27 protein-coding genes are annotated in these 22,810 nt (G+C 49.6%); all 27 read right to left on the bottom strand.

Features of this window, described 5'->3' with window-relative positions:
* On the bottom strand, positions 1 to 614 hold a 614-nt coding region (locus C812_RS22825), incomplete at its 3' end, for a response regulator (protein WP_016312429.1).
* A 31-nt stretch (positions 615 to 645) separates the two neighbouring features.
* Positions 646 to 1,533 (bottom strand): MinD/ParA family protein, encoded by an 888-nt coding sequence (locus C812_RS09395; protein ID WP_016312430.1) that lies wholly within the window; start codon positions 1,531 to 1,533, stop codon positions 646 to 648.
* Positions 1,530 to 2,936, bottom strand: a complete 1,407-nt coding sequence (gene flhF / locus C812_RS09400; protein ID WP_016312431.1) for a flagellar biosynthesis GTPase FlhF — start codon at positions 2,934 to 2,936, stop codon at positions 1,530 to 1,532. Before flhF ends, C812_RS09395 begins: the two co-directional genes overlap by 4 nt.
* Positions 2,933 to 4,969, bottom strand: coding sequence for a flagellar biosynthesis protein FlhA (gene flhA / locus C812_RS09405; protein ID WP_016312432.1), 2,037 nt, complete (start codon positions 4,967 to 4,969; stop codon positions 2,933 to 2,935). The genes flhF and flhA overlap by 4 nt, the downstream gene beginning before the upstream one ends.
* A 21-nt stretch (positions 4,970 to 4,990) precedes the next feature.
* A complete protein-coding gene (gene flhB / locus C812_RS09410) occupies positions 4,991 to 6,082 on the bottom strand; it encodes a flagellar biosynthesis protein FlhB (protein ID WP_016312433.1) in 1,092 nt (363 codons plus the stop codon).
* A 14-nt stretch (positions 6,083 to 6,096) separates the two neighbouring features.
* Positions 6,097 to 6,885 (bottom strand): flagellar biosynthetic protein FliR, encoded by a 789-nt coding sequence (gene fliR, locus C812_RS09415; RefSeq protein ID WP_009223020.1) that lies wholly within the window; start codon positions 6,883 to 6,885, stop codon positions 6,097 to 6,099.
* Positions 6,886 to 6,897: 12 nt separating this feature from the next.
* Positions 6,898 to 7,167, bottom strand: coding sequence for a flagellar biosynthesis protein FliQ (gene fliQ / locus C812_RS09420; protein ID WP_009223019.1), 270 nt, complete (start codon positions 7,165 to 7,167; stop codon positions 6,898 to 6,900).
* A 55-nt stretch (positions 7,168 to 7,222) separates the two neighbouring features.
* A complete protein-coding gene (fliP, locus tag C812_RS09425) occupies positions 7,223 to 7,990 on the bottom strand; it encodes a flagellar type III secretion system pore protein FliP (protein ID WP_016312434.1) in 768 nt (255 codons plus the stop codon).
* Positions 7,987 to 8,523, bottom strand: a complete 537-nt coding sequence (locus C812_RS09430) for a flagellar biosynthetic protein FliO (protein WP_016312435.1) — start codon at positions 8,521 to 8,523, stop codon at positions 7,987 to 7,989. Before C812_RS09430 ends, fliP begins: the two co-directional genes overlap by 4 nt.
* 8 nt (positions 8,524 to 8,531) lie before the next feature.
* Positions 8,532 to 8,897, bottom strand: coding sequence for a response regulator (locus tag C812_RS09435; protein WP_009223016.1), 366 nt, complete (start codon positions 8,895 to 8,897; stop codon positions 8,532 to 8,534).
* Positions 8,898 to 8,924: 27 nt separating this feature from the next.
* The gene (gene fliY, locus C812_RS09440; protein ID WP_016312436.1) at positions 8,925 to 10,181 is read right to left on the bottom strand and encodes a flagellar motor switch phosphatase FliY; all 1,257 of its coding nucleotides are present in this window, start codon (positions 10,179 to 10,181) and stop codon (positions 8,925 to 8,927) included.
* Complete coding sequence (fliM, locus tag C812_RS09445) at positions 10,168 to 11,169, bottom strand: flagellar motor switch protein FliM (RefSeq protein ID WP_016312437.1); 1,002 nt, start codon at positions 11,167 to 11,169, stop codon at positions 10,168 to 10,170. The genes fliY and fliM overlap by 14 nt, the downstream gene beginning before the upstream one ends.
* A gap of 43 nt (positions 11,170 to 11,212) precedes the next feature.
* Entirely contained in the window at positions 11,213 to 11,686 is a 474-nt protein-coding gene (locus C812_RS09450; protein ID WP_016312438.1) for a flagellar basal body-associated FliL family protein, read from the bottom strand.
* Positions 11,683 to 11,907: a flagellar FlbD family protein gene (locus tag C812_RS09455; RefSeq protein WP_016312439.1), complete on the bottom strand. Its 225-nt coding sequence runs from the start codon at positions 11,905 to 11,907 to the stop codon at positions 11,683 to 11,685. Before C812_RS09455 ends, C812_RS09450 begins: the two co-directional genes overlap by 4 nt.
* 81 nt (positions 11,908 to 11,988) lie before the next feature.
* Positions 11,989 to 12,813: a flagellar hook-basal body complex protein gene (locus tag C812_RS09460; protein ID WP_009223011.1), complete on the bottom strand. Its 825-nt coding sequence runs from the start codon at positions 12,811 to 12,813 to the stop codon at positions 11,989 to 11,991.
* Between the two features lie 92 nt (positions 12,814 to 12,905).
* Positions 12,906 to 13,286, bottom strand: a complete 381-nt coding sequence (locus tag C812_RS09465; protein WP_016312440.1) for a TIGR02530 family flagellar biosynthesis protein — start codon at positions 13,284 to 13,286, stop codon at positions 12,906 to 12,908.
* A complete protein-coding gene (locus C812_RS09470; protein ID WP_016312441.1) occupies positions 13,283 to 13,786 on the bottom strand; it encodes a flagellar hook assembly protein FlgD in 504 nt (167 codons plus the stop codon). Before C812_RS09470 ends, C812_RS09465 begins: the two co-directional genes overlap by 4 nt.
* 32 nt (positions 13,787 to 13,818) lie before the next feature.
* Complete coding sequence (locus tag C812_RS09475) at positions 13,819 to 15,243, bottom strand: flagellar hook-length control protein FliK (protein WP_016312442.1); 1,425 nt, start codon at positions 15,241 to 15,243, stop codon at positions 13,819 to 13,821.
* A 40-nt stretch (positions 15,244 to 15,283) separates the two neighbouring features.
* A complete protein-coding gene (locus tag C812_RS09480) occupies positions 15,284 to 16,222 on the bottom strand; it encodes a MotE family protein (RefSeq protein ID WP_016312443.1) in 939 nt (312 codons plus the stop codon).
* Positions 16,223 to 16,263: 41 nt separating this feature from the next.
* Complete coding sequence (fliJ, locus tag C812_RS09485; RefSeq protein WP_009223006.1) at positions 16,264 to 16,707, bottom strand: flagellar export protein FliJ; 444 nt, start codon at positions 16,705 to 16,707, stop codon at positions 16,264 to 16,266.
* 10 nt (positions 16,708 to 16,717) lie between these two features.
* Positions 16,718 to 18,037 (bottom strand): flagellar protein export ATPase FliI, encoded by a 1,320-nt coding sequence (gene fliI, locus C812_RS09490; RefSeq protein ID WP_016312444.1) that lies wholly within the window; start codon positions 18,035 to 18,037, stop codon positions 16,718 to 16,720.
* Complete coding sequence (locus C812_RS09495) at positions 18,018 to 18,872, bottom strand: FliH/SctL family protein (protein WP_016312445.1); 855 nt, start codon at positions 18,870 to 18,872, stop codon at positions 18,018 to 18,020. Before C812_RS09495 ends, fliI begins: the two co-directional genes overlap by 20 nt.
* On the bottom strand, positions 18,865 to 19,881 hold the full coding sequence (gene fliG / locus C812_RS09500; protein ID WP_028539388.1) for a flagellar motor switch protein FliG: 1,017 nt from the start codon (positions 19,879 to 19,881) through the stop codon (positions 18,865 to 18,867). The genes C812_RS09495 and fliG overlap by 8 nt, the downstream gene beginning before the upstream one ends.
* Positions 19,882 to 19,892: 11 nt before the next feature.
* Entirely contained in the window at positions 19,893 to 21,476 is a 1,584-nt protein-coding gene (gene fliF / locus C812_RS09505) for a flagellar basal-body MS-ring/collar protein FliF (protein ID WP_016312447.1), read from the bottom strand.
* Positions 21,477 to 21,507: 31 nt separating this feature from the next.
* The gene (gene fliE / locus C812_RS09510; protein ID WP_232228351.1) at positions 21,508 to 21,771 is read right to left on the bottom strand and encodes a flagellar hook-basal body complex protein FliE; all 264 of its coding nucleotides are present in this window, start codon (positions 21,769 to 21,771) and stop codon (positions 21,508 to 21,510) included.
* 89 nt (positions 21,772 to 21,860) lie between these two features.
* Positions 21,861 to 22,310 (bottom strand): flagellar basal body rod protein FlgC, encoded by a 450-nt coding sequence (flgC, locus tag C812_RS09515; RefSeq protein WP_016312449.1) that lies wholly within the window; start codon positions 22,308 to 22,310, stop codon positions 21,861 to 21,863.
* A 6-nt stretch (positions 22,311 to 22,316) separates the two neighbouring features.
* Positions 22,317 to 22,724 (bottom strand): flagellar basal body rod protein FlgB, encoded by a 408-nt coding sequence (flgB, locus tag C812_RS09520; protein ID WP_016312450.1) that lies wholly within the window; start codon positions 22,722 to 22,724, stop codon positions 22,317 to 22,319.
* Positions 22,725 to 22,810 lie beyond the last annotated feature (86 nt).

The raw sequence follows: 22,810 nt of genomic DNA on the forward strand, positions 1-22,810 counted from the left end.
AGACGAGGCGAGCCCGCGAGCGGCGCGCGCGCAGCGGCGGTGCCGCCGGTAGGCGCCGACCCGGCGGGCGGCGCCGGGGACGCGGCCGCTGCGCTGCCCGGGCTGGGCGCCGGCGGCTTTAGCGCGGCAACGCCTGCCTGTGGCGGCTTGCCGGCCGCCGGCAGCACCGGCGCGCTGCGGAGTTGCGCCGCCGTCCAGGCATCGCGCCGCTCCTTCGCCTGCATCGCGGCGCGCATCTGCTCGCGCAGCTCGCGGCCGACCTGCAGGATGTCATGCTCGCTGGTCGTGGCCGATGGTTTGCGGATGAAATCGAAGGCGCCAAGCTCCAGTGCCATGATCGTCTCCCGCATGCCTTGTTCATTGATACCCGATAACATAATGACCGGCAACGGATGTTCCTTCATGATGACCTTGAGCGCGTCCAGACCGTTCATTTCCGGCATTTCCACGTCCATCGTCACCAAGTCCGGTCGAACCTGTGCGATTTGCTCAATGGCTTCACGTCCGTTCTTGGCCGTTGCCGAGACCTGAAAAGCCTCGTCCTGTTCGATCAGATCCGAGATAATCTTACGCATAAACGCCGAATCGTCTACCACCATCACTCGATAAGACATCAACGTTCCACTCCTGTTCCTTTACGAAGAATCATTTTGCCAGTTTTAACCATTTCTGCATAAATCCCTTGATTCCCGATAAAGTATCCTTCGGCTTGGTTTGCGGAACATTCAGATAAGCCAACGCCAATCGCTGAATATCGCGCGTTGCCGAGCAACCGGGGAAAGCGATGGAGAAAGGAACTTGCTTCTTGACCGCCTGCATCACATGCGGATCGTCGTTGAGGTAGCCCAACACGGGAATTTCCATATCGAGAAAACGGCTGGCGACCAACGAAATTTTATCGGCAACCTGCTTCGCCTCAAGCTCCCCGGAAACCCGGTTAACGACTAACCGGAACGGCAAATTTTGATCCATTCCATGAACAACCTTGATCAAGGCATACGCATCGGTGATCGAGGTTGGCTCCGGTGTCGTAACGACCAGACACTCATCGGCAGCGGTGATGAACTTGAGGGTTTCCTTCGACAAACCGGCACCTGTATCGAAAAGGATGAAGTCCATCTCCTCGGAAATTATCTCGATCTGCGAGGTGAAGTAATTCAGATCCCCTTCGGACAGGGTGAACAGTTCGGCGAGCCCGGAGCCGCCCGCAATAAAGGGTAATGCATGCGTGCCCAACTCCACGATTTCCGTAATGTTCTTTTCTCCCTTCAGCAGGTGGTACAAGTTATATCTCGGCCTGATGCCCATTAACACGTCGATATTTGCCATACCGATATCCGCATCAAAGATCAGTACTTTGCGTCCAAGCGACTTTAGTGCTAAAGCAAAATTCAACGTAAAGTTGGATTTGCCTACGCCGCCCTTGCCGCTGCTAATTGTCACGATCCGGGCTGAATCCTTGCGGGCGGTTGCCCCTGCCGCCTCTCGATGCGAAGATACCAATTGTCTGAGTGCTTGGGCCTGGTCATTCATGGCTTCCGCTCTCCCAGCAGCAGTTCAACCATTAACTTAGCGTCCGCCTGCAGCAGGTCATCAGGTACATTTTGACCATTGGTCAGGAAAGACACCTTGAACGGGTACTCGCTTAACAAATTAAAGATCGCGCCGGTCGTTTCCGTTTCATCCAGCTTCGTAAAAATCAACTTATCCAATTTATATTTGCTAAAGTGCTCGGTAATCCGTTTCATGTCCTGCACTTTGGAGGTCAAGCTAAGGACCAAATACGTCTCGCTGACATCCGAAGGAGCAAGTAAGCTGTGCAGCTCCGCCACAAACAGCTCATTTAGATAGTTCCTTCCGGCCGTATCCATCAGGATCAAGTCACAGTGCTCTAAGCGTTGCATAGCCCGTTGTACATCACCGGGGGACTGAACGACCTCCAGAGGCACATTTAAGATCGTTGCGTACGTCCGCAGCTGCTCTATGGCCGAAATTCGATAAGTGTCCGCCGTGATGAACCCTACCTTTTTGTGCAACCGGAAAATTTGGTCCGCCGCAAGCTTGGCAATGGTTGTCGTCTTCCCAACCCCGGTCGGTCCGGCGATATATACGATCTTTGTCTGATCGCCGATCCCCGCATCAATTCGGTGATCTAGGAAGCTGGTAACGATGGTCTGAAGCCTAGCCCGCATGTCGTCATCGCTTAATGTCTTGCCTGAGCTTAACCAGGCTTCGTAAATTTCTTCTACCCACCGACCGGCAAGCTCCATGCCCACTTCTTGGTTCATCAGCTGTTGTTGGATCGCCTGTAAACCCGGCGGGAATACCCGACTGTCAGCTTGCTTCTTCGCCAGCTCGCTGAGCCACATCTTCATTTGCTGAATTTCTTCCAGCAAGCGCTCTTCTTTTTCGGAGTTGGCGCCCCCTAAATCCGTCTTGCTTAGGAGTTGCTCGGAATCTGTCGCTCGTGCGATCGCCGCCTCCAATCGAGCTGAAGGCTCACTGGAAGCCGGTTCAATAAAGGTTTGGCGTTCCGTCTCTGTCACTGGTGCTGGCGGCATGACCGCGGTGATGATCGGCTCCTCTCGTTCCTGACCGCCTATTGTCGTGAGAACCGGGGAAGCAGACACAGCCTGCGGCGAGGCAGCAGGCTGGGCTAACTGCGACGTTTTGCGGTATGCCTCCGGCACGGCTTGGCGTGCCACAGGAGCCGGAACCGACGGCTGTGCCGGCAAAGGCGGTTTGGCTTTGGGTGCCGGTGCCGCCTTTTCCTCCGTCGCAGCAATCACTTCAATCTTCTTTTTCTGGAACATGCCGAGGAAACCGCCGAGCTTCACTTCCTTTGTGCTCAAGATGACCGCATCCGAACCCAGCTCACTGCGAATTTTCAACATGGCGTCAGGCATCGTGTCGACGATATATCGTTTTACTCTCATAAATTCACCACCCCGACACTTTGAATTTCAACATTGGGTTCCAACTCGCTGTAAGATAACACCGGAATATCTTGCATGCTGCGCTCGATGATTTGGCGCAAATACATCCGGATCGTTGGCGAGGTGAGCAGGATCGGTTGATGGCCCGTTTGGACCAAACGGTTAATTTGTTCGGTCAGCTTCTGGAAGACCGTTTGCGTTGAAGCTGGGTCCAGGGCCAGATAGCTGCCTTGTTCGGTCTGCTGCACACTCTCGGCGATTTTCTTCTCCAGGTTCGGTCCCACAGTAATTACGCGCATCGTTTCACCCGGTTGGGTATATTGCTGGGTAATTTGTCGGGATAACGCTTGTCTGACGTATTCGGTGAGCACGTCCGGATCCTTGGTATAGGTTCCGTAATCTGCCAGTGTCTCGAAAATGGTCACCATATCGCGAATCGAGATCTTCTCTTTAAGCAATTTGGCCAGCACCTTCTGGACGTCACCAATCGACAACACCGACGGTATTAATTCATCGACAAGAACCGCATAATTTTCTTTGAGGTTGTCGACCAGGGCTTTCGTCTCTTGACGGCCCAGCAGCTCATGCGCATGCTTCTTAATCAGCTCTGTCAAATGCGTTGCCACGACAGACGGTGGATCAACTACGGTATAGCCCGCCAATTCTGCCCGATCCTTGGTCGCTTCATCGATCCAAAGGGCCGGTAAGCCAAACGCAGGTTCGCGGGTCTCGATACCTGTAATCGAGTCATCATCCACCCCTGGACTCATGGCTAAATAGTGATTAAGTAATAATTCACCACCGCCTACGACATTTCCTTTTATTTTGATGACATATTCATTCGGTTTTAGTTGAATATTGTCGCGAATGCGAATGACGGGAACAACCAAACCGAGTTCAAGCGCACATTGACGCCGGATCATGATGATCCGATCCAGCAAATCCCCGCCTTGCCCCGTATCGGCAAGAGGAATCAGCCCATAACCAAATTCGAATTCGATAGGATCTACCTGAAGCAGGTTGATGACACTCTCGGGGCTCCGAACTTCTTCGATTTGCTGTTCCTCCTCCTGTTGCTCCTGTTCGACTTGCCGCCGGTCCATATTTTTCTGCATCTTAATTGCAGCAAAGACCATCAATATCGCGAACGGATAAGTTGTCCAAATACCGATCGGCGTAAAGGTGCCAAGTAGGGCGATCGTCCCGGCTACAACGAATAACAGCTTCGGATAGGTGAACAACTGCCCCGTAATATCGTCTGCCAGGTTGCCCTCCGAAGAAGCCCGGGTTACGATCAAACCAGCTGCGGTAGAAATCAGCAACGCCGGAATCTGGCTGACCAAGCCATCCCCGATCGTCAGGAGTGAATATGTCGAAAGCGCTTCGTCAAAGCTCATACCATGGATCGTCATCCCGATAATAAAGCCCCCGATCAGGTTGATCAGGAGGATAATGATACTCGCAATGGCATCCCCTTTGACGAATTTACTCGCACCATCCATGGCACCGTAGAAATCGGCTTCCCGCTCAATCTTCCCTCGGCGCTCACGGGCTTGCTGCTCATTAATGAGCCCCGCATTCAGGTCGGCATCAATACTCATCTGTTTCCCTGGCATGGCGTCGAGGGTAAACCGTGCAGCAACCTCAGCAACACGTTCCGACCCCTTGGTAATGACGATAAACTGAACGACCACGAGAATCAGGAAGACGACAAAACCGACAACGGGTTCACCGTGGGATACCCATGATCCGAAAGTAGCCACCACGTGGCCGGCTTTGGCCTGTCCCAGAATCAGCTTGGTCGTCGATACATTTAACGCCAAACGGAATAAGGTCGTCACGAGCAGCATGGCTGGAAAGATGGAGAACTGCAAGGCCTCCTTGGTGTTCATTGCAACAAGCAAAATGATCAGAGCGAGGGAAATATTGATGATCAACAAAATATCCAGCAGCCAAGTCGGGATCGGAACGATCATCAGCAAAACGATGCCAATTATACCAACTAGAATAAATAAATCTTTAAATTTCTTCACGTAAGTTCCCCTCCGATCCCATTATGATTTGGGTCTGCCTTTGATTCGGTATACGTAAGCCAGCACTTCAGCAACAGCTTGGAACAAATCCGCAGGGATCGTCTCCCCGATTTCGGTTCGTTGAAATAACGCCCGTGCCAGCGGCTTGTTTTCCATCGTAATTACGCCATGTTCTTTGGCGATTTCCTTAATGCGCAGCGCCACATAATCCTGCCCTTTGGCAATGACTTGCGGGGCATCCATTTTGGATCCGTCGTACTTCAGAGCGACCGCAAAGTGAGTCGGGTTGGTGATAATTACATCGGCTTTCGGCACTTCCTGCATCATCCGCTGCAGGGCCATCCGCCGCTGACGTTCCCGAATTTTCCCCTTGATGAGCGGATCGCCTTCCATTTTCTTATATTCATCTTTGATATCCTGCTTGGACATCTTCAGATTCTTCTCATGTTCATATCGCTGATACATATAATCCAGTACCGCGAGTACGATTAGAGCGGCTGCGATTTTTAACCCTAAATTCATCGTTAACTGGGCGGTAAAATGAAACGTATCATCCACCGATACATGCCCTAATGCGGATAAGCTCCCGCGGTACCCCCAAATCGTGGAGTAGACGAGATACCCGATGATCAACAGCTTAAAAAGCGTTTTGATAAATTGAACCAACGACCGCATGGAAAAGATGTTTTTAAACCCTTTGATCGGATCCAGCTTACTGAACTTGATTTTGAGCGGTTCTCCGATCAACATGAAACCGATCTGGGCATAGTTGGCGACAACAGCCACGACGATGACAACCAGGAAGATTGGAGCCAACAGCAACAACACCTGCACTGCGTACTCCCCCATCATCGCCATCACGTTCGTTTTCGTTACTTCCATGGACAGCCGATGATAAAACACGTCAACAAACAAGCCAATCAACCGGTCCTTGAAATAACCAGCAAATGCAGTCAAGCATAGGAATCCGGCCATTAATAACAAGGCGCCGGTCAGTTCCTGGCTCTTGGCCACCTGACCTTTCTTCCGGGCCTCCTGACGTTTCTTCGGAGTCGCTTTTTCCGTCTTTTCGCCAGCGAACAGCTGCAGATCAAGCGAATACCGATATGACATAGCGATCCTCCATCCTACTGCGGCCTTTGTCCTATCGTTCCGAGCAGATCATGAAGCGCTCGGAACAGCACCTCGAACAAAGCTTGAAACGCAACGATAAAGCCCGGCACAAGCACCAACAGCACAAGTAACCCCACGATGATTTTGACCGGAATCCCGATAACAAAAATGTTGAATTGCGGTGCAGTTCGAGCCAAGAATCCAAGCGCTACGTCGGTGACGAACAGAGCTACCACCAGCGGAGCTGACATTTGAAATGCCAGCATAAACGCCTGGCTGAAGGTTTGAACTAAAAATTCGGACAAGTTCCCGTTATAAATTTGTTGGAATACTTGATTGGATAAAGGAACCCAGTTGTAGCTCCGAATGACCGCATCCAGTAAGTAGTGATGGCCGTTCATGCTGAGGAAGACCAATGTGGCAATGATATACTTGAGATTCCCCAAAACGGGCGCCGACGCACCGGTCATAGGGTCGATCACGTTCGCGATCCCAAAACCGATTTGAATATCGATAAATGAGCCCGCCATTTGGATAACGGAGAAGATCAGATTTGCCACGTACCCCATCAACAGACCTACCAGCACTTCACGAATAATCACCAATATGTATCCTAAGTCGTTTGGTATCGACTGATTTGGACCAATGGTCAACAGAATGACAACCGCGATGATACCGGCAAATCCAACCTTAAACGTATTCGGCACCGATCGGGATGAAAATATAGGCGAAACTACAAAAAAGGCTGTCATTCGACAAAAAATTAGCATAAAAATAGAAATTCCGTGCAGTATCGTATCCATAACTTCGGCAACCTAACCGATATAACTAGATAGGTTATTTAGAATTCCGTAGGTGAAGTCGACCAGCGTCGTCAAAATCCAAGGGCCAAACAACAACAACGCTAGTAAAACAGCGACGATTTTGGGAACGAAGGCAAGGGTTTGCTCCTGAATTTGCGTTGTCGCTTGGAAGATACTTACCAAGAGGCCCACCACAAGGGCGATCACCAGCATCGGTGCGCTGACCTTCAACACGGTATATACGGCTTGTCCGGCCAAACCGATAATAAATTCCGAACTCATACACCGTTTTCTCCTTCCCTGAACCTGAACCTATCCTCTAGGTATTAAAGCTGACCTAGGTATTAAAGCTGACTAACAGTGATTTGACGATCAGATACCAACCATCTACCAGCACGAACAGCAAGATCTTGAACGGCAGTGAGATCATGACCGGCGGCAACATCATCATCCCCATAGCCATCAGTACACTGGAAACGACGATATCGATAATCAGAAAAGGAATAAAAATCATAAAGCCCATTTGAAACGCCGTCTTGAGTTCACTAATCGCAAAAGCAGGCACCATCACCGAAAGCGGGATGTCTTCATAGCTCTTCGGCTTTTCCATTTTGGTATATCCCATGAACAGCTGAAGATCTTTGGTTCTCGTATGCGAGTACATGAACTTCTTCATGGGGACCGCCGCTTTGTCCAACGCTTCGGTCTGGGTGATTTCTCCCTTGATATAAGGCTGCACTGCCACCTCGTTAATCGTGGTGAGCGTGGGGCTCATGATAAATAATGTTAAGAACAAAGCTAAGCCGATTAAAACCTGGTTTGGCGGCATTTGTTGCGTCCCTAATGAACTGCGGACAAACCCCAGTACCACGACGATACGGGTAAAGCTCGTCATCAGCACCAATATTGCCGGCGCGATACTGAGTACCGTAATCATTAAGAGAATCGACAACGAAGTGGTACCTGACGCCCCGCCCGAATCCGAATTACCGATTTGAATGCCGATGCTCGGAATCGGGTCAACGGGTTCGGCCGATGCTACGGAGACCGCGAGTATGCTCCATATCGTCAGCAGCAAGCCGACAATTAACAATTTTCTCTTCATGACTCCCTCGACCGATCTGTAGAATGTTCTTCCGAATCCTGCAAGAGTTCCTCCATTTGTCGTTTTCGGTCCGGCATCTTCCGCAGTTGCGATTGAAACACCTCGTGGAAAGCGACACCGTCCAGTTCTTCTTCCTCCCGAGGTGGTTCCTTTCGAAACCGGGAGATCAAGCCGGACAAAGTCGACGACAATCCGGCAAGTTCCATTCCTTCGTGTTCGAAGGCTTGAACCAGAGAGGCTACTTCGTCCGGGTTGGATATTTTGTCCACCAGCGAAATGTCCTCACCGACACCCACAAGATAGATGCTCCCCCCGAGTTCGATCACTTGCAGGGATTTGTTGGGTCCAAGGCCAATCGCGCCCAAAGTGCGAATCGCATGGCTCTGGGACAAATACCGGTTCCTTTTCCCAAGAAAACGGACCAGTAAAATAATTAATGCAATGATCAGGCCAAGAACTACGATGACGGTAAACAAGTTCCCCCAAAGGTTGACGTCCCCAGAAAACGGGGAAGAATCTTGCGAGTTATTCATCGCTCAGTTTACACCCCAAGCGTTTTGTTGATCGCTTCAATAACCCGATCAGATTGGAATGGCTTCACGATGAAGTCCTTCGCACCCGCTTGAATCGCATCGATAACCATCGCTTGCTGCCCCATCGCAGAGCACATGATCACTTTCGCGTTCGGGTCCAGCTTCTTGATCTCTTTTAACGCCGCAATTCCGTCCATTTCGGGCATCGTAATATCCATCGTGATCAAATCCGGATGCAGCTCTTTAAATTTCTCGATCGCTTGCGCACCATCCTGTGCTTCCCCTACGACTTCAAACCCGTTTTTCGTCAAAATATCCCGGATCATCATTCTCATAAATGCTGCGTCGTCTACGATAAGAATTCGGTTAGCCATTGATCTAAAATCCTCCCTAAACTTCTACTATTGTAATTTTTGAATGCGGTCCCACTGGCTTATGATATCCGTGACGCGTACGCCGAAGTTTTCATCAATGACGACAACCTCGCCCTTAGCTATCAGTTTGTTGTTCACCAGAATATCTACCGGTTCACCAGCAAGCTTGTCCAATTCGATGATCGATCCTTGGGACAATTCCAGGATATCTTTAATTTGCCGTTGGGTCCTACCTAATTCTACGGTGACTCTAAGGGGTATGTCCATCAGTAAGTTCAAATTATTTTCGTCAACCTGGTTAAATGATGAGTTCCCCAAATTTGCAAATTGTACAGGTTGTACATTCAAATTACGCCCAGGTGCCTGCCCATAATGATGGGGTTCGCCGTATGGTTGACCTTGTGGAGGATACCCGTATGGCGCTTGCTGCCCGTAACCATAACTCTCTTGCATCGGCGGTTGCTGCATCATCGGTTGAGACGGCGCAGGCGGCTGCTGATACGTTGGGGCCTGAGGCGCAGGCGACGGAGCTGGCGTTGGTGCAGGCGCAGGTGCAGGAGGCGCGGCCGCTGCGGCGCTTTCCTTCGCGCCTGCTTTTGTTTCTGCCGCTGATCCACTAATCAGACTATCTACCATCTCTTTTGCGAACTTCACGGTTAGCAGCTGCATGATCGTCGAATCGATCAAATCCCCAATCGTCAAACGGAAGGAGATCTTGATTAGCGGGTCCGATTCCGGCAAGCTGTTCAAGCCGTTCCCATTGGACATGTTCAAAATATCAACGCCTGGCGGCGAGATATTGACGAACCGATTAAAAATGGTAGACATTGATGTCGCGGAAGACCCCATCATTTGGTTCATCGCTTCCTGCACGGCACTGATATGAATCTCATTTAACTCTTCCTCTTCCGGGTTCCCTTCCCCGCCCAGCATCAAATCTGCAATCACTTGGGCATCTCTCGTCTTGATGACCAACGAGTTCATGCCTTCAAAGCCATCCACATATTGAACGTGAATCGCAACATGCGGTTTTGGAAACTCGGACTCAAACTGGGAACGAGTGATCACGGAAACCTTCGGCGTTGTGATATCCACTTTTTTATTTAACAGCGTGGAGAGCGCCGTTGCAGCACTGCCAAACGTGATGTTCCCGATTTCCCCCAAGGCGTCCTGCTCTAGCGGAGTTAGAACGTCGTTTACCGACAGCTCTTGGGGCGTCTCTTGATTGGCTTGTTTTAATAATGCGTCTATCTCTTCCTGGGACAAGTAATCATTGCTCGTCAAGTTCCTCAACTCCTTCGCTGACAATTTCATCGATTTGGACCGCAATCCGATCCTTTACTGTACCCGGGCTGCCTATATATTTCAATCGATCGCCAACCCGGATTTGCAGTCCTTCCTGGACCGGTTTATTTAATGAGATGACGTCCCCAACGGACAATCCCAGGAATTCACGGACCGTAATCTGTGATTCGCCCAACTCCGCGATGATCGGAAGCTTAGCTTTGTTCACTCGGTTTCGCAACGCTTCAACTTCTTCGGGAGCACGCGACTTTTTCTGAGAGACAAACCAATGGTGAACCGAAAGCTTTGGCATGATCGGTTCAATTACAACATGTGGTATACAGAGGTTGATCATCCCGGAGGTATCCCCGATTTTCGTGCTTAGTGAGATCAGCGCAATCGTTTCGTTAGGCGATACGATTTGCATGAACTGAGGATTGGTTTCCAGCGCCTCCATCCGTGGATTGATGTCCACAACGGTTTTCCAAGCTTCTTGCAAGCTTTCAAAAGCCCGGCTAAAAATCCGCTCCATAATAATTGTTTCGATCTCCGTTAGCGATCCGATTTTCGAAGGAGCTGTTCCGAGACCGCCCAACAGCCGGTCCAGCATAGCAAAAGCGACGTTGGGATGCACCTCCAGCACCATTCTTCCTTCCAGCGGCTCCGCTTCAAAAATGTTCAAAATCGTCATTTTGGGAATGGAGCGGATAAACTCGTCATAAGGAAGCTGCTCGACCTGAACAACGTTAATTTGCACGAACGTGCGCAGTTGAGCCGAAAAATAGGTAGTGAGATAACGGGCAAAGTTCTCATGTATTCGGGTTAAGCTTCGAATATGATCTTTGGAAAATCTCACCGCTCTTTTGAAATCATACGAACGGATTTTCTTCTGCGTATCTTCCTTTTTCAGTTCTTCGGCGTCCATTTCACCCGACGATAACGCAGCTAGCAACGCATCAATTTCGTTCTGCGACAACACATCAACCAACCATCTCACCCCCTTAGAAAAATCTCTATTCGTTCGATATTCGTTAGATCGTTGACATGATGAAGTCAGTAATATCGATCTGAATCAATTTCCCTTCCGGCAGCGATTTGTTGATCAGGTTGAGCAATTTGGAACTCAGATTGTCTTTTCCCAATGCCCCCGTCAATTCCTCCGGTTTGGTATCCGCCAACGTTTTGATAATAATCGGCTTGATTTTGTAATCCTTGATTTTATCGAAGGTTTCCTTGGAAGTCGCACTATCCAATTGGAACGCAAAATCAATGACCACCACGTAATCCGGATCGGACAAATTCGTCTTGATATCGTCAATCGTAGATGTTACCTGAACGAGTTCGTCGGCCGACAATTTCTTCGGTACTGCTACACTGTCAACAGCAGCATTCATTTCGGTACCTGGTGCAGGTTTATTCATTTGATTCACCAGCAGGAAGGCGGCCAATACGATCAATGTGATGGCGAGCAAAATCGTAATTAACCATGGCAGCATTCTTTTCATGACCATTCCTCCGTTTGTTGCACTTTAATAGTTGCTGCGTGGATGCCGATCTCACGATAATAATCGCTTATCATCTGAATCACATCGGCCGCCTTCTCCAGCACGATAATCCGCTTCCCTGTGACCAGGGTGACGTATGTATCCGGTGTTTCTTCCACGGTCTCAATCATGATGGCATTTAGCCACATTTGTGAACCGTTAAGGCGTGTTACTGAAATCATGATTTCCCTCCTAAGCGATCAAGGAAGCGGGGAGGGCCGTCGGGGAACGGCGGTTAACCCTTTCCCCGACTACCCCTTCGCTTAACGTTTCAGATTAACAACTTCCTGAAGCACTTCATCCGAGGTCGTGATGATCCGCGAATTCGCTTGGAACCCCCGCTGCGCTACGATCATTTCGGTAAACTCGCCCGTTAAGTCGACGTTGGACATTTCCAACTGTCCGACAATTAGAGCACCCGTCCCTTCTTCTGCGTTATTCGGGTTCGTATACGTCAATTCTCCGTCTGCGATGGCATTCAAGGTGACCCGATAAAGGTTACCACCAATCTTCTCCAGACCTTCCGGGTTCGTGACCCGAGCTACCCCAATAATCTCACCAGGATCTGTTCCCCCTTCAGGGTTTTTCAGCATCATCGTACCATCAGATGCAATCGTAAAGGCTGTTACCGCTTCGAAGTCGATTGGCTCCATAACGTCACCATCGCTGTTGCAAACGAGCAAACCATCCGAAGTGACCAGTTGGCCCGCAGCATCTAGATGAAAGTCTCCCGCACGAGTCAGGAAAGGAACCTCTTGATCGGGCGTCAGTTTTACAAGAAAAAATCCGTCACCGTCAATCCGCATATCCAGCGGATTATTGGTTGTCATCGCACTGCCGCCAGTATGTAATGTATCGATAGAACCGATGGAGACCCCAAGTCCAATTTGCTTGGCATTCACGCCGCCAGATTCACCATCTACTGGAGCCGTAACCCCGGAGACCGTCTGGCTCATGATATCCTTAAACATAACGCGTCCTGATTTGAAGCCTACCGTATTGACGTTTGCAATATTATTGCCGATGACGTCAAGCTTGGTTTGGAAACCACGCATTCCAGATACGCCAGAATACATTGATCTTAACATTTGCTCTCATCCCTTCCACTGATTAAAATGATTGCTTCGGCCGCTTCAGTCGATCCGCAACCGATTGGCTCCCGTAACCGGTCCAGCCAATTTTAAGAAATGATGACGGCGCTATCGATTTGAGTAAATACGTTATTCTTCATGCTGCTTCCGTCCATCGCGGTAACGACGGTCCGATTGTGGACGTTCACAATCAGGGCCATATCTTTCAATAAAATAAGGGACTCTTTCGCTCCTTTAGCTGCCGCGCTGTCAATCGCCGATTCAATCTTGTTTAACTGCTCCGGCTTGAGCTCGATTCCGCGCTGCTCCAAACGTTTTACCGCATGGTTGCTGAAATGGACCAGTCGATCCTCCAGCATCTCCTTAAAGTTACTTCTTGCAGAATTTAGCGGCGTGCTTTTATTTGCCGTTAGTGCATTAGGCCCGATTCTGCCCGCATATAGCTGGCCTACTCGGATCGGCTCGTTCATAACAGATCCGCTCCTTGGCCAGCGCCGTCAGACGCGTCAGCAGGTACGCCTACTTGTTCAATATCGGAGATTTTAATCTCCTTATCTCCTACTTTCACGTAGTGGACACCACTGCGAACGATAATGGATTCTACGATGCCGCTTTCCTTCTCGACAATGACTTCAGCTTTACCTGTAGAAACATCATAATTACCTGTTTTGGTCTCAGTCACCCATGTAACTTCTTTTCCGATCAATCCGGAATCATTGCCTAAGGACTCTCCCAATGCAGTTATCTGTTCTGAAATGTTGGTCAACTGCTCGACAGAAGTAAACTGAGCAATTTGTGCAACCATTTGCGTATTGTCCATTGGGGATAACGGATCCTGATTTTGCATCTGAGCAATCATGAGTTTAAGGAAAGCATCTTTACCCAACTCATTGTTTTTCGTACTGGCCTTCTGAACGTTATTTTGCGAGTAATTCGGCCACGACACCGAAGAAAAATACGTGTCAGCCACGGAGGTACCTCCTTTCTGCGAATTAAGGTGATTTAAGCCCGAGCAACAAAGGAACTGCCATAGCTTTGCTCTTTGGCTCTGACTTCAGCTACCCATTCGTTCCATTCTTCGTTCAAGTCATGGATAGCCAGAGTTTCGTCCTCTGTTACGGGACGACGTTTTTCGCTTTGTTGTTGTCCTGCGCCTCCGCCGGATTGCCGGCCATCATGGTACATGTGGGACGACAATGACGTATTTTGTGTAACCTCCAGTTTGTTAACCTGAAGACCCTGAGATTGCAATGCCGATCTAAGTTGTGCCATTTGTTGTTCCAGCGATTCCTTGGCAAAAGCATGCTCTGTCATAAATTGGGCAGTTAATTGGCCGTTTTGCATTGTAATGCGCACGTCAACCTGTCCCAAATGCTCCGGATAGAGCGAAATTCTCGCCTCTGACACACCTTTCAGATTCACGATCTCCAGCTTATTCACCAGGAAACCGCTCATTTCTTTCGCGAAGTTCTCAACTGGAACCGGTTTGGCTACATGCTTCACGGACTTGATTCCGTTGTCCCGAAGTGCCAACTGCCCTGCGGTCACGATTTGGCCAGTTTGAACGGGATCTTCATTTACGTTAGTTTCCGAGGTTCCCCCGTCAACTGCTGAGTCGGTTTCGAATGCCAGATCATTAACGCGAAATACTGCCGTATTGCTAGACTGTGAACTCGATTGTACAGCACGAACATCTCCTCTGTTCATCATGTCCCCATTTTGGCCTGTGTGTCCTGGTTGACTGGCTGTTGCACCTGGATCTGTTGTGAAGGTACGAGGTTGTGATCCTGTCGCTTCCGTCCCTTTTCCGCCATTAGATTTCGCCTCCGCCGATTCCGAGATCGCATCTAGCAGTTGTTGTAGAGAATCCAGCATAGTAACGGCTTGCCCCTGTGCACTTGCAGTCAGCTTAGCGGCACCTCCGTTCGACTCCGCTGCGGCTAATAGTTGAACAAGGGTATCCTGAACCGCAAACCGCATCGTCTCCGGCTGCTGAGCTAGCACAGGTAATGCGCTGTCTCCATCAGCACCTAGACTCGCATTATCAGACATACCTGCCTGTTGTAATAGGGGTTGAACACTTTGCAGCCAGCCTTGCAATAACGAAAGCAACGCAGGATCCGATTGAAGTGCATCGTCCAATTTCGACAATTGGTCCAACAATCCTTCAATTGTCGAGACAAGCGTATTTTCAGTCACTTCGGAAGATGTACCTTCCGTGCCACTTGGCAATCCAGCTAGCGAGATCATCTGTGCTGAGGCTTGTCCTTCCTGCGGCTGAGCATTGCCGAGCAGCATAGCGAGGAGCTTCTGATCAAAAGACAAAGCAGCCGTTTGCCCCGCTTCCGCCTTGCCAGCCGATCCGTACCACAACGAGTTAACCGTCCCGGCTTTGGTTACATTCACTTGCGACATAGATGAATTCATTTTGTTTCACCTCCTTTCAATGCTAAATTTCTTCATTATATTACTTACTTACCAGCTGATTCAGGATCTTCACTGATGTCTTCTCGTCAGACTTCGCCATTTCCGTCAAAATCTTAGAACGAGCAGTTCCGTTTACCGATTTCAGGATTTTCAGCCCCTTCTCGGGACTTAGCTTGTACGTCTGAAGCACCAGCTTGGCGGCATCTGTTGCAGCCATCGAGGAGAAGGTTTGCCCCAGCTCCGTATCGCTTAGCCCTGCTCCACTTGCAGTAGCTGCAGTATCCGCTGTTGATTCCATTTTGAGTCTCGATTGCAGCGCAGCGATCGCCAAGTCCTCGGACGTCTTCACATCCTTCAGCTTAATCGAAAGATCCGCGGCCTTTTGCGGGTCCATCTTCTCCAAAATGGCCACTTTACTCTCATTGTTCATTACACTTAACATCTGCAGCGACTCTTCCGTTGTCAACTTATTAAAAATCGCTGCCGCTTTGCTAGGACTCATTTCCGCATACAGATTGGCCAGCTTCTTAACTTCCTTCTGATAGGCCTCCAATTCTGCCGCTTGCTGCTGATCGTTCTCTTTCTGCTGAACGGAAGCCAGTTGCTCCTGCAGCTCCTTTACCTTCTCCTGCTGTTCGGCTGCTTGTTGGTTCGCGGTTTGCAGCTCAGCTTGCTGCTTAGCCAACTGCTCCTTTAGTTCCTTCACAGTAGCTTCAGTGCTCTCCCGCTGCTTCTGCTCTTCCTTCGCAGCATCCTTTGCTTCACCCTCTGGAGCAATTGGATCCGGAACCAGGTTTTTCACCAGCGGAATCCGGTTCCCCCAATCAATCATGGTGTTACGAAAGTCGATATTAAATAAGGTTAATAACACCCCTAGCAGAACAACCGTAAAAAGAATAGGCGTCATGAAGAACAGAAAGCGTGAAAATCCGCCCCCTGTCTCCTCATCCAATTCTTCGTCCACCACCGTTTTTGCCATCTCTATCCCTCCTTCGAACAACCGTATGGGCGCCCGTTACTTTATCGGGCTCTCATGGCGAACCGGACTGTAGCCATTTCATCCAGCTCGTTTTGTTCCCGAAGAAGCATTTCGTGCCGAAATTTATCCATGGCTTTCTCTTTCGCTTTAAGCCATACCTTTTCGTCCAGCATTTTCCCCTTCAAAATCGTCTTCTTATGCTCGACGTTGACCTCCGCTGCGCGAATGTCCGCCAGCTTCCGCTCAATCGCTTGGTCAAGAAAATCCATGTATCGCTGAAGTTCCTGCAGTTTGATCATGGAGGCAGTACTCTCCGCTTCGGCAGCGATTACCGCTGCGGTATTGGCTTTCTCCTCCAGCAACTGCTCCAACGAGCGTTGTTCTGACTGCAATCGCCCAATAGCTGCAGATAACATCCATTCGGCCTGCGTTTTTTCGTTGGATTTCAAATCAACTACTTTCTGATACACGTAACGGAACTTCATTCTCTACGTTTCATCTCCTTGCGAATTCGGAAATAAGCCGTTCCTGAACTTCGGCGAGCGTCACCTTCTCATTCACCTTCTGCTTCGTAAAGCTCCAGATCTGCTGAATGGCGCCAATAGCTTCATCAATATCCGGGTTCGATCCGGGTTGGTAAGCGCCGATATTAATCAAATCTTCGGAATCCTTATAAACAGCCATCAACCGTTTCAGATTTTCGGCTGCCTCATTTTGCTCATCCGAAACAATATCCTTCATTACCCGGCTAATGCTGGCTAGAATGTCAATCGCCGGGAAGTGCCCTTTATTGGCGATCCCGCGGTTCAAAACGATATGTCCATCCAAGATCCCGCGGACAGCATCCGCAATTGGTTCGTTCATATCGTCACCGTCAACGAGCACGGTATAGAAGGCGGTAATTGAGCCGGTTGGTCCAGTCCCTGCCCGCTCCATCAGCTTCGGTAAAGCGGCAAATACAGAAGGGGTGTACCCCCGCATCGCAGGAGGTTCGCCTACAGCCAACCCCACCTCACGCAATGCCATCGCATAACGAGTGACGGAATCCATCATCAGCATGACGTTAAGCCCGCGATCCCGAAAATACTCTGCGATAGTTGTGGCGATCAACGCCCCCTTCATCCGAATTAATGCTGGCTGATCGGAGGTTGCAACCACGACAACCGAGCGCTCTAACCCTTCAGGACCAAGATCCCGTTCAATAAAGTCAAGCACCTCACGTCCCCGCTCCCCAACGAGGGCAATCACGTTCACATCGGCCGAGGTATTGCGGGCAATCATCCCCATCAAGGTGCTCTTCCCAACCCCAGAGCCAGCGAAAATCCCCACCCGCTGACCTTTACCGATCGTGAGCAAACCATCGATGGCTCGTACACCTATGCCGATGGGTTCGGAGACTCGCGGACGATCCAGTGGATTCATCGGCTTATTATAGGTCGAGTAGTGACCCATCCGAGAAGGAAGCAACGAACCGTCTAGCGGTTGCCCCAAGCCATCCAGCACCTTACCTAGGAGCTCCGACCCCACCTGTACCGTCAAAGGTTTACCGGTCCCAACAACGTCACAACCAGGTCCGATCGACTGCAGTTCACCGAGCGGCATCAGCAATACCTTGTTGTCGCGAAAACCGACGACCTCCGCCTGCAAAGGCTGAGCCCCTTTACTCGGATAGATATAACAAAGATCGCCGATGCTGGCATCAGGGCCCTCGGATTCAACCATCAGTCCGATGACTTGTGTCACCTTCCCGTTGATTCGGATCGGATCAAGCTGTCTGAGATGATCAATGTAACGTTCAGCTTTCAAACTCGTCATTCGCTTGCCCCCGCTCCTCCATCTGTAGAGAAACCCGCAACAATTCCTTCTTAATCTCCGTCAATTGGGTATCAATTCTGGCGTCTACACTGCCGAAGGAAGAACGGATAACACAACCGCGATCTTTGACGGTTGGGTCCGGCAAAATTTGAAGTTCTGCCTGCGAGTCAATTGCAAGACTAAGCTCCTCCCTGGCCGCCTGCACGAACGCAAAATCCTTTGGTGAAACACACAGTGTCAAGGTTCCTTGCTCGCGTTTACGCGCCAGACTCTTCTTGATCAGCTCGATAACGTATTCCGGTTTCAGCTCAAGCTGCTTATCGATGACTTTCTCGGCAATCGCACAGCTTAACTCGACCAGAAACGGCTCGGCTTCCAGAATGATACGTTCTTTCTCCTCATAAGCCTGCTGGAGAACGGAACTCGCTTCATTCATCATCTCTTCAATTTTGGCGCGCATCGTTGCTTCTGCCTGCGCTTTCCCTTCCTCGTAACCTTGAGTGAAGCCCTCCGCTTTGACAGCTTCAATCATCTGTTCATCCTGCTCACGGCGCTCCTGCCACCAGGTGTCGATTTGCTGCTGTGCTTCTTCCAGCATGCGTTCCGCTTGCTCCGCCGCTTCCCTAACTTGACGTTCGGCGAACTCTTTCGCATCCGCCAACATCTGACGTCTCGTCTCTTCGGCCGCAAGATCTTCAGCGGAAGGACCTTGTATAACCGGATTCTCGGCGTGATCAGATGACGGGTCCTCGGTTGTCGGATGAACCTTGGCTACATTCAATTGCTTCAAGATTTCAACCGGCACGTATTGAGACACCTTGATCAAATTAGACAATGATGTCATCTCCTCCGCCGCGGGCGATAATAATTTCACCCGCTTCTTCCAACCTGCGAATAGTAGCTACGATGCGGGTTTGTGCTTCTTCCACGTCACGCAGCCGCACCGGCCCCATGTATTCCATTTCTTCTTTGAACGTCTCGGACATCCGCTTCGACATGTTGCGGAAGACCGCCTCGCGAACTTCTTCGCTGGCCACTTTGAGGGCAAGCTGCAAGTCGCTGTTCTCGATATCGCGGATAATCCGCTGAATGGAACGGTTGTCGATATTGACGATATCCTCGAAGACGAACATCCGCTTCTTGATTTCTTCAGCCAGCTCGGGATCCTGAATTTCGAGCGAATCGAGAATCGTTCGTTCCGTCCCCCGGTCGACACCATTCAAGATTTGGACGATCGATTCGATGCCGCCGGCGCTGGTGTAATCCTGGGTTACCGTAGCAGATAGCTTCTGCTCCAGCACACGTTCAACTTGAGCGATAACCTCCGGCGACGTGCTATCCATCATCGCGATTCTCCGTGCAACTTCTGCTTGCTTCTCCTGAGGCAGTGAAGACAAGATCGCTGCCGCCTGTTCAAATTGCAAGTAGGACAACACCAGAGCGATCGTCTGCGCGTTTTCGTTCTGGATAAAGTTCAGAATTTGATTTGGATCAGCCTTACGGGCAAAATCGAACGGACGCACCTGAAGGGTTGCCGTCAAACGGTTGATAATGTCCACCGCTTTGGACTGGCCCAACGCTTTCTCCAAAATTTCCTTGGCGTAAGTGATGCCCCCCTGGGTGATATACTCCTGCGCCAAACAGATTTGGTGGAATTCCGCCATAATCATATCTTTCTCGGCGCTGTCGACTTTACGGACGTTAGCAATCTCCAGGGTGAGCTGCTCAATTTCATCATCCCGTAAATGTTTGAAGATTTGAGCCGATACTTCCGGTCCTAACGTAATTAATAAAATGGCTGCCTTTTGTCTCCCGGTCAAAACCGGACTCGATGTTTTGGACAATACATTCACCTCTATTCCTCAGCCAGCCAGGTGCGAAGCAAGTTAACGAATTCGTCAGGCTTCTTCTTGGCCAACGTTTCCAGTTGTTTACGCACTTGGTTCTCATTCGTGACTGTATCCAAATTAATCGATGGAAACTCAGGCGTAAGAGGCAACGCGATTTCTTCTTCCTCTTCTTGCGCTTGCTTGCGGCGGCGGAACAAGACGATCCCAAGGCCGGCCAGCGCCAACAGAGCAGCGCCTCCCACTCCCCATACCAGCGGGCTCGATAAACTCAACCCAGCCTTTTGGACAGTATCCGAATGAAATGGCTGAGACAACACTGAAACTTTTCTCTGCAATTCTTCGTCTGTATATGTAGTACCAGAGTCAGCCAAATAGGATCCAACGATATTTTTCAGAATATTTTCGATCGCAGACCGAGTATTTTCATCCAAAGTTTCCTGACCTTCGGGTGGTTCAACGGCCACGTTGATGGTTAAATCTTTAATAACATAGGGACTGGCGATAATGTCCTTCGTAATTCGATTAACCTCGTAGTTAATCGTCGACGAACTTTCTTCCGATGAAGACCCGCCGTTTGTTTCCGACGAAGGATAGTTAACAACATCCTCTTCCCCAGTTCCCGGCACCCCGCTCGTTGGGGTTGCCGATCCGGTGTAGCTTTTCTGCACTTTTTGTGCACTGATCTCGATACCCTTCATGTTTTCGGTATCCACCGGAGTGACCAGATTGTCTTTCTGGCTAACCTGGTCGAAGTTCAACTTGGAAGCGACTAATACTTCAATCTTATCCGGCCCGGTCAGTCTGGATAGGAATTGCTTTACACTTTGGCGTACGTCGCTTTCAAACTTCTTCTGCAACGCCATGTTCTCTTGAACCGCCGAAGTCAGCGAGCCTGTTGTCCCACCTTGACCGCTTGGAAGTAAGATCGTATCATCACTCGAGGATAGCGAGATATTCTCCACCGGCAAGTTAGGGACCGACGTTTTAACCAAGTTGAAATATCCATCAATGGCTTCCTGATTTGGACGATATCCCGGCTTGAACGTAAGGACGATCGATGCCGTCGCTTTCTCCTGTTCATCCGGGCTGGCGAACACGTTTTCTGCCGGCAAGTTAATGAGAACCTTGGCATCGTTAACGCCTTGCATTCTCTTTAGCAGCTGTTCGACCTCACCGTTAATGGCGTTTTTGTACTTGACGTTAAATTCGTTGTCCGTCATTCCGATCAAGGAAGAACTCTCATTAAAAGCTTCCAATCCGATCGAACCGTTCTGGACGATTCCTTGGGAACCAACATCAACCTTAACTCGTGCTGCGTCTTTACTAGGAACCGAAATGGTTGTACCGTCAGGTCCAAGCTTGTACGAGATTCCGCTGGATTCCAAGTAATTGATGATCCCTGCCGCATCAGTCGAATCGAGACCCGTAAAGGCTACATCGTATTCCGTTTTGGAAAATTGAATCGTCAGCAAGATGATCGCGAGCAGGATAAAAGTCGCCGTCGAGACTAATAACGTTTTTTGTTTTTTACTAAATTGGTTCCAGTACCCTAACAATCGATCCCGGTACTGTGTAATTCTCTCATTCACAATGTCACCTCATCCGAGCATGTTTCAATCCTTATATTTGCGTACGCATAATCTCTTGGTAAGCTTCGATCACTTTGTTCCGGACTTGCGTAGTTAACTGCAAACTTAACAAGGCTTGCTCCGAGGCGATCATCATCTCGTCGGCATTGACTTTCCCTAACAGGAACTGATTGTTCACTTGTTGGGCATTGGCTTCCTGAGCAGCAACTCCTTCTAGAGCATTGTTTAGATAGGAGCTAAATTGCTTTATCGCTTGCGCAGGCGTGAGGTTCTGTTCATTACCGGACGTCTGCATCCCGGTTAGCGACTTCAAGGAGTCAAAACTCATTCTCTCGATCAACGTGCAACACTCCCAATCACAATTTATGTAAGTTTACTTCTGGGCTATTTCCCGATTTGCAAGGCCTTGGTAAACATCGCCTTACTGGCGTTAAGCGCCGTTACGTTTGCTTCATAAGAGCGAGTTGCCGAAATCATATCTACCATTTCTTTCAAAATATCAACATTAGGCATATAGACATATCCTTCACTGTCCGCATCAGGGTGGGTTGGATTGTAAACCGGTTTAAGCGGCGAGGGGTCCTCTTGAATTTTGGTGATTTTCACCCCTTGGCTGCTTACGTCCTTACCCATTGCTGAATTCAAGGCACTGTCGAAATCCATTTCCTTGGGGGCCATGACTACCGTTTTGCGTCGGTAAGGAACGGCCTTGCCGTCTACAATCTTAGCCCGGGTTGTTTCAGCATTCGCGATGTTGGAGGAAATCACATCCATGCGAAGACGCTGTGCGGTTAAGGCGGAAGAACTAACCCCAAAACTATTACTGATATTCAAGTCCGATTATCTCCCTTCCACGACGGTGTGTTTCATTTTGATCATATAGTTCAATTGTTCGATGTACGCATTGTATCTCAACTGATTTTCGGCAAGTTTGGTCATCTCACTGTCGATATCGACATTATTTTGGTTGTTGTTCATTGCTGTCGTCTGATCCACACTAACCACCGGTTCAGGTACCTCGGTCATTGGTCCTATAACGAAATGTCTTACATCCGTTCTCCTTCCTTGGAGCGCCGGCATATTACCGTTCATTTCCGCTTGTAACATGCTTTCAAAGGACACGCTGGATCGCTTAAAGTAAGGGGTGTCCACATTCGCAATATTGTTAGCGATGACCCCTTGCCGGAGATTTGCGGCCTGGATAGCAGTCTCAAGCCTGTCAAATCCCAGTCCGTTCAACAACTGCACTTTAATTCCCCCCTTAGTCTCATTCGATCTTAATCATTAATGATTCTACAAACAATGAATAATTCCTCTTTTTTCGACAATTTATT

It is taken from the genome of Paenibacillus barengoltzii G22, from assembly GCF_000403375.2.
GTDB lineage: Bacteria > Bacillota > Bacilli > Paenibacillales > Paenibacillaceae > Fontibacillus > Fontibacillus barengoltzii.

Excerpts from the sequence above, each read along its gene's own strand:
- flhB (WP_016312433.1), bottom strand. The coding sequence starts at position 6,082 with ATGTCATATCGGTATTCGCTTGATCTGCAGCTGTTCGCTGGCGAAAAG.
- flhF (WP_016312431.1), bottom strand. The coding sequence starts at position 2,936 with ATGAGAGTAAAACGATATATCGTCGACACGATGCCTGACGCCATGTTG.
- fliE (WP_232228351.1), bottom strand. The coding sequence starts at position 21,771 with ATGCAGACGTCCGGTAATGAACAGAACCTCACGCCTGCGCAAGCGATA.
- fliR (WP_009223020.1), bottom strand. The coding sequence starts at position 6,885 with ATGGATACGATACTGCACGGAATTTCTATTTTTATGCTAATTTTTTGT.
- C812_RS09475 (WP_016312442.1), bottom strand. The coding sequence starts at position 15,243 with ATGAATTCATCTATGTCGCAAGTGAATGTAACCAAAGCCGGGACGGTT.
- C812_RS09460 (WP_009223011.1), bottom strand. The coding sequence starts at position 12,813 with ATGTTAAGATCAATGTATTCTGGCGTATCTGGAATGCGTGGTTTCCAA.
- C812_RS09465 (WP_016312440.1), bottom strand. The coding sequence starts at position 13,286 with ATGAACGAGCCGATCCGAGTAGGCCAGCTATATGCGGGCAGAATCGGG.
- C812_RS09430 (WP_016312435.1), bottom strand. The coding sequence starts at position 8,523 with ATGAATAACTCGCAAGATTCTTCCCCGTTTTCTGGGGACGTCAACCTT.
- C812_RS09450 (WP_016312438.1), bottom strand. The coding sequence starts at position 11,686 with ATGAAAAGAATGCTGCCATGGTTAATTACGATTTTGCTCGCCATCACA.
- fliQ (WP_009223019.1), bottom strand. The coding sequence starts at position 7,167 with ATGAGTTCGGAATTTATTATCGGTTTGGCCGGACAAGCCGTATATACC.
- fliJ (WP_009223006.1), bottom strand. The coding sequence starts at position 16,707 with ATGAAGTTCCGTTACGTGTATCAGAAAGTAGTTGATTTGAAATCCAAC.
- C812_RS09455 (WP_016312439.1), bottom strand. The coding sequence starts at position 11,907 with ATGATTTCAGTAACACGCCTTAACGGTTCACAAATGTGGCTAAATGCC.
- fliI (WP_016312444.1), bottom strand. The coding sequence starts at position 18,037 with ATGACGAGTTTGAAAGCTGAACGTTACATTGATCATCTCAGACAGCTT.
- C812_RS09395 (WP_016312430.1), bottom strand. The coding sequence starts at position 1,533 with ATGAATGACCAGGCCCAAGCACTCAGACAATTGGTATCTTCGCATCGA.
- fliP (WP_016312434.1), bottom strand. The coding sequence starts at position 7,990 with ATGAAGAGAAAATTGTTAATTGTCGGCTTGCTGCTGACGATATGGAGC.
- C812_RS09480 (WP_016312443.1), bottom strand. The coding sequence starts at position 16,222 with ATGGCAAAAACGGTGGTGGACGAAGAATTGGATGAGGAGACAGGGGGC.
- C812_RS09435 (WP_009223016.1), bottom strand. The coding sequence starts at position 8,897 with ATGGCTAACCGAATTCTTATCGTAGACGACGCAGCATTTATGAGAATG.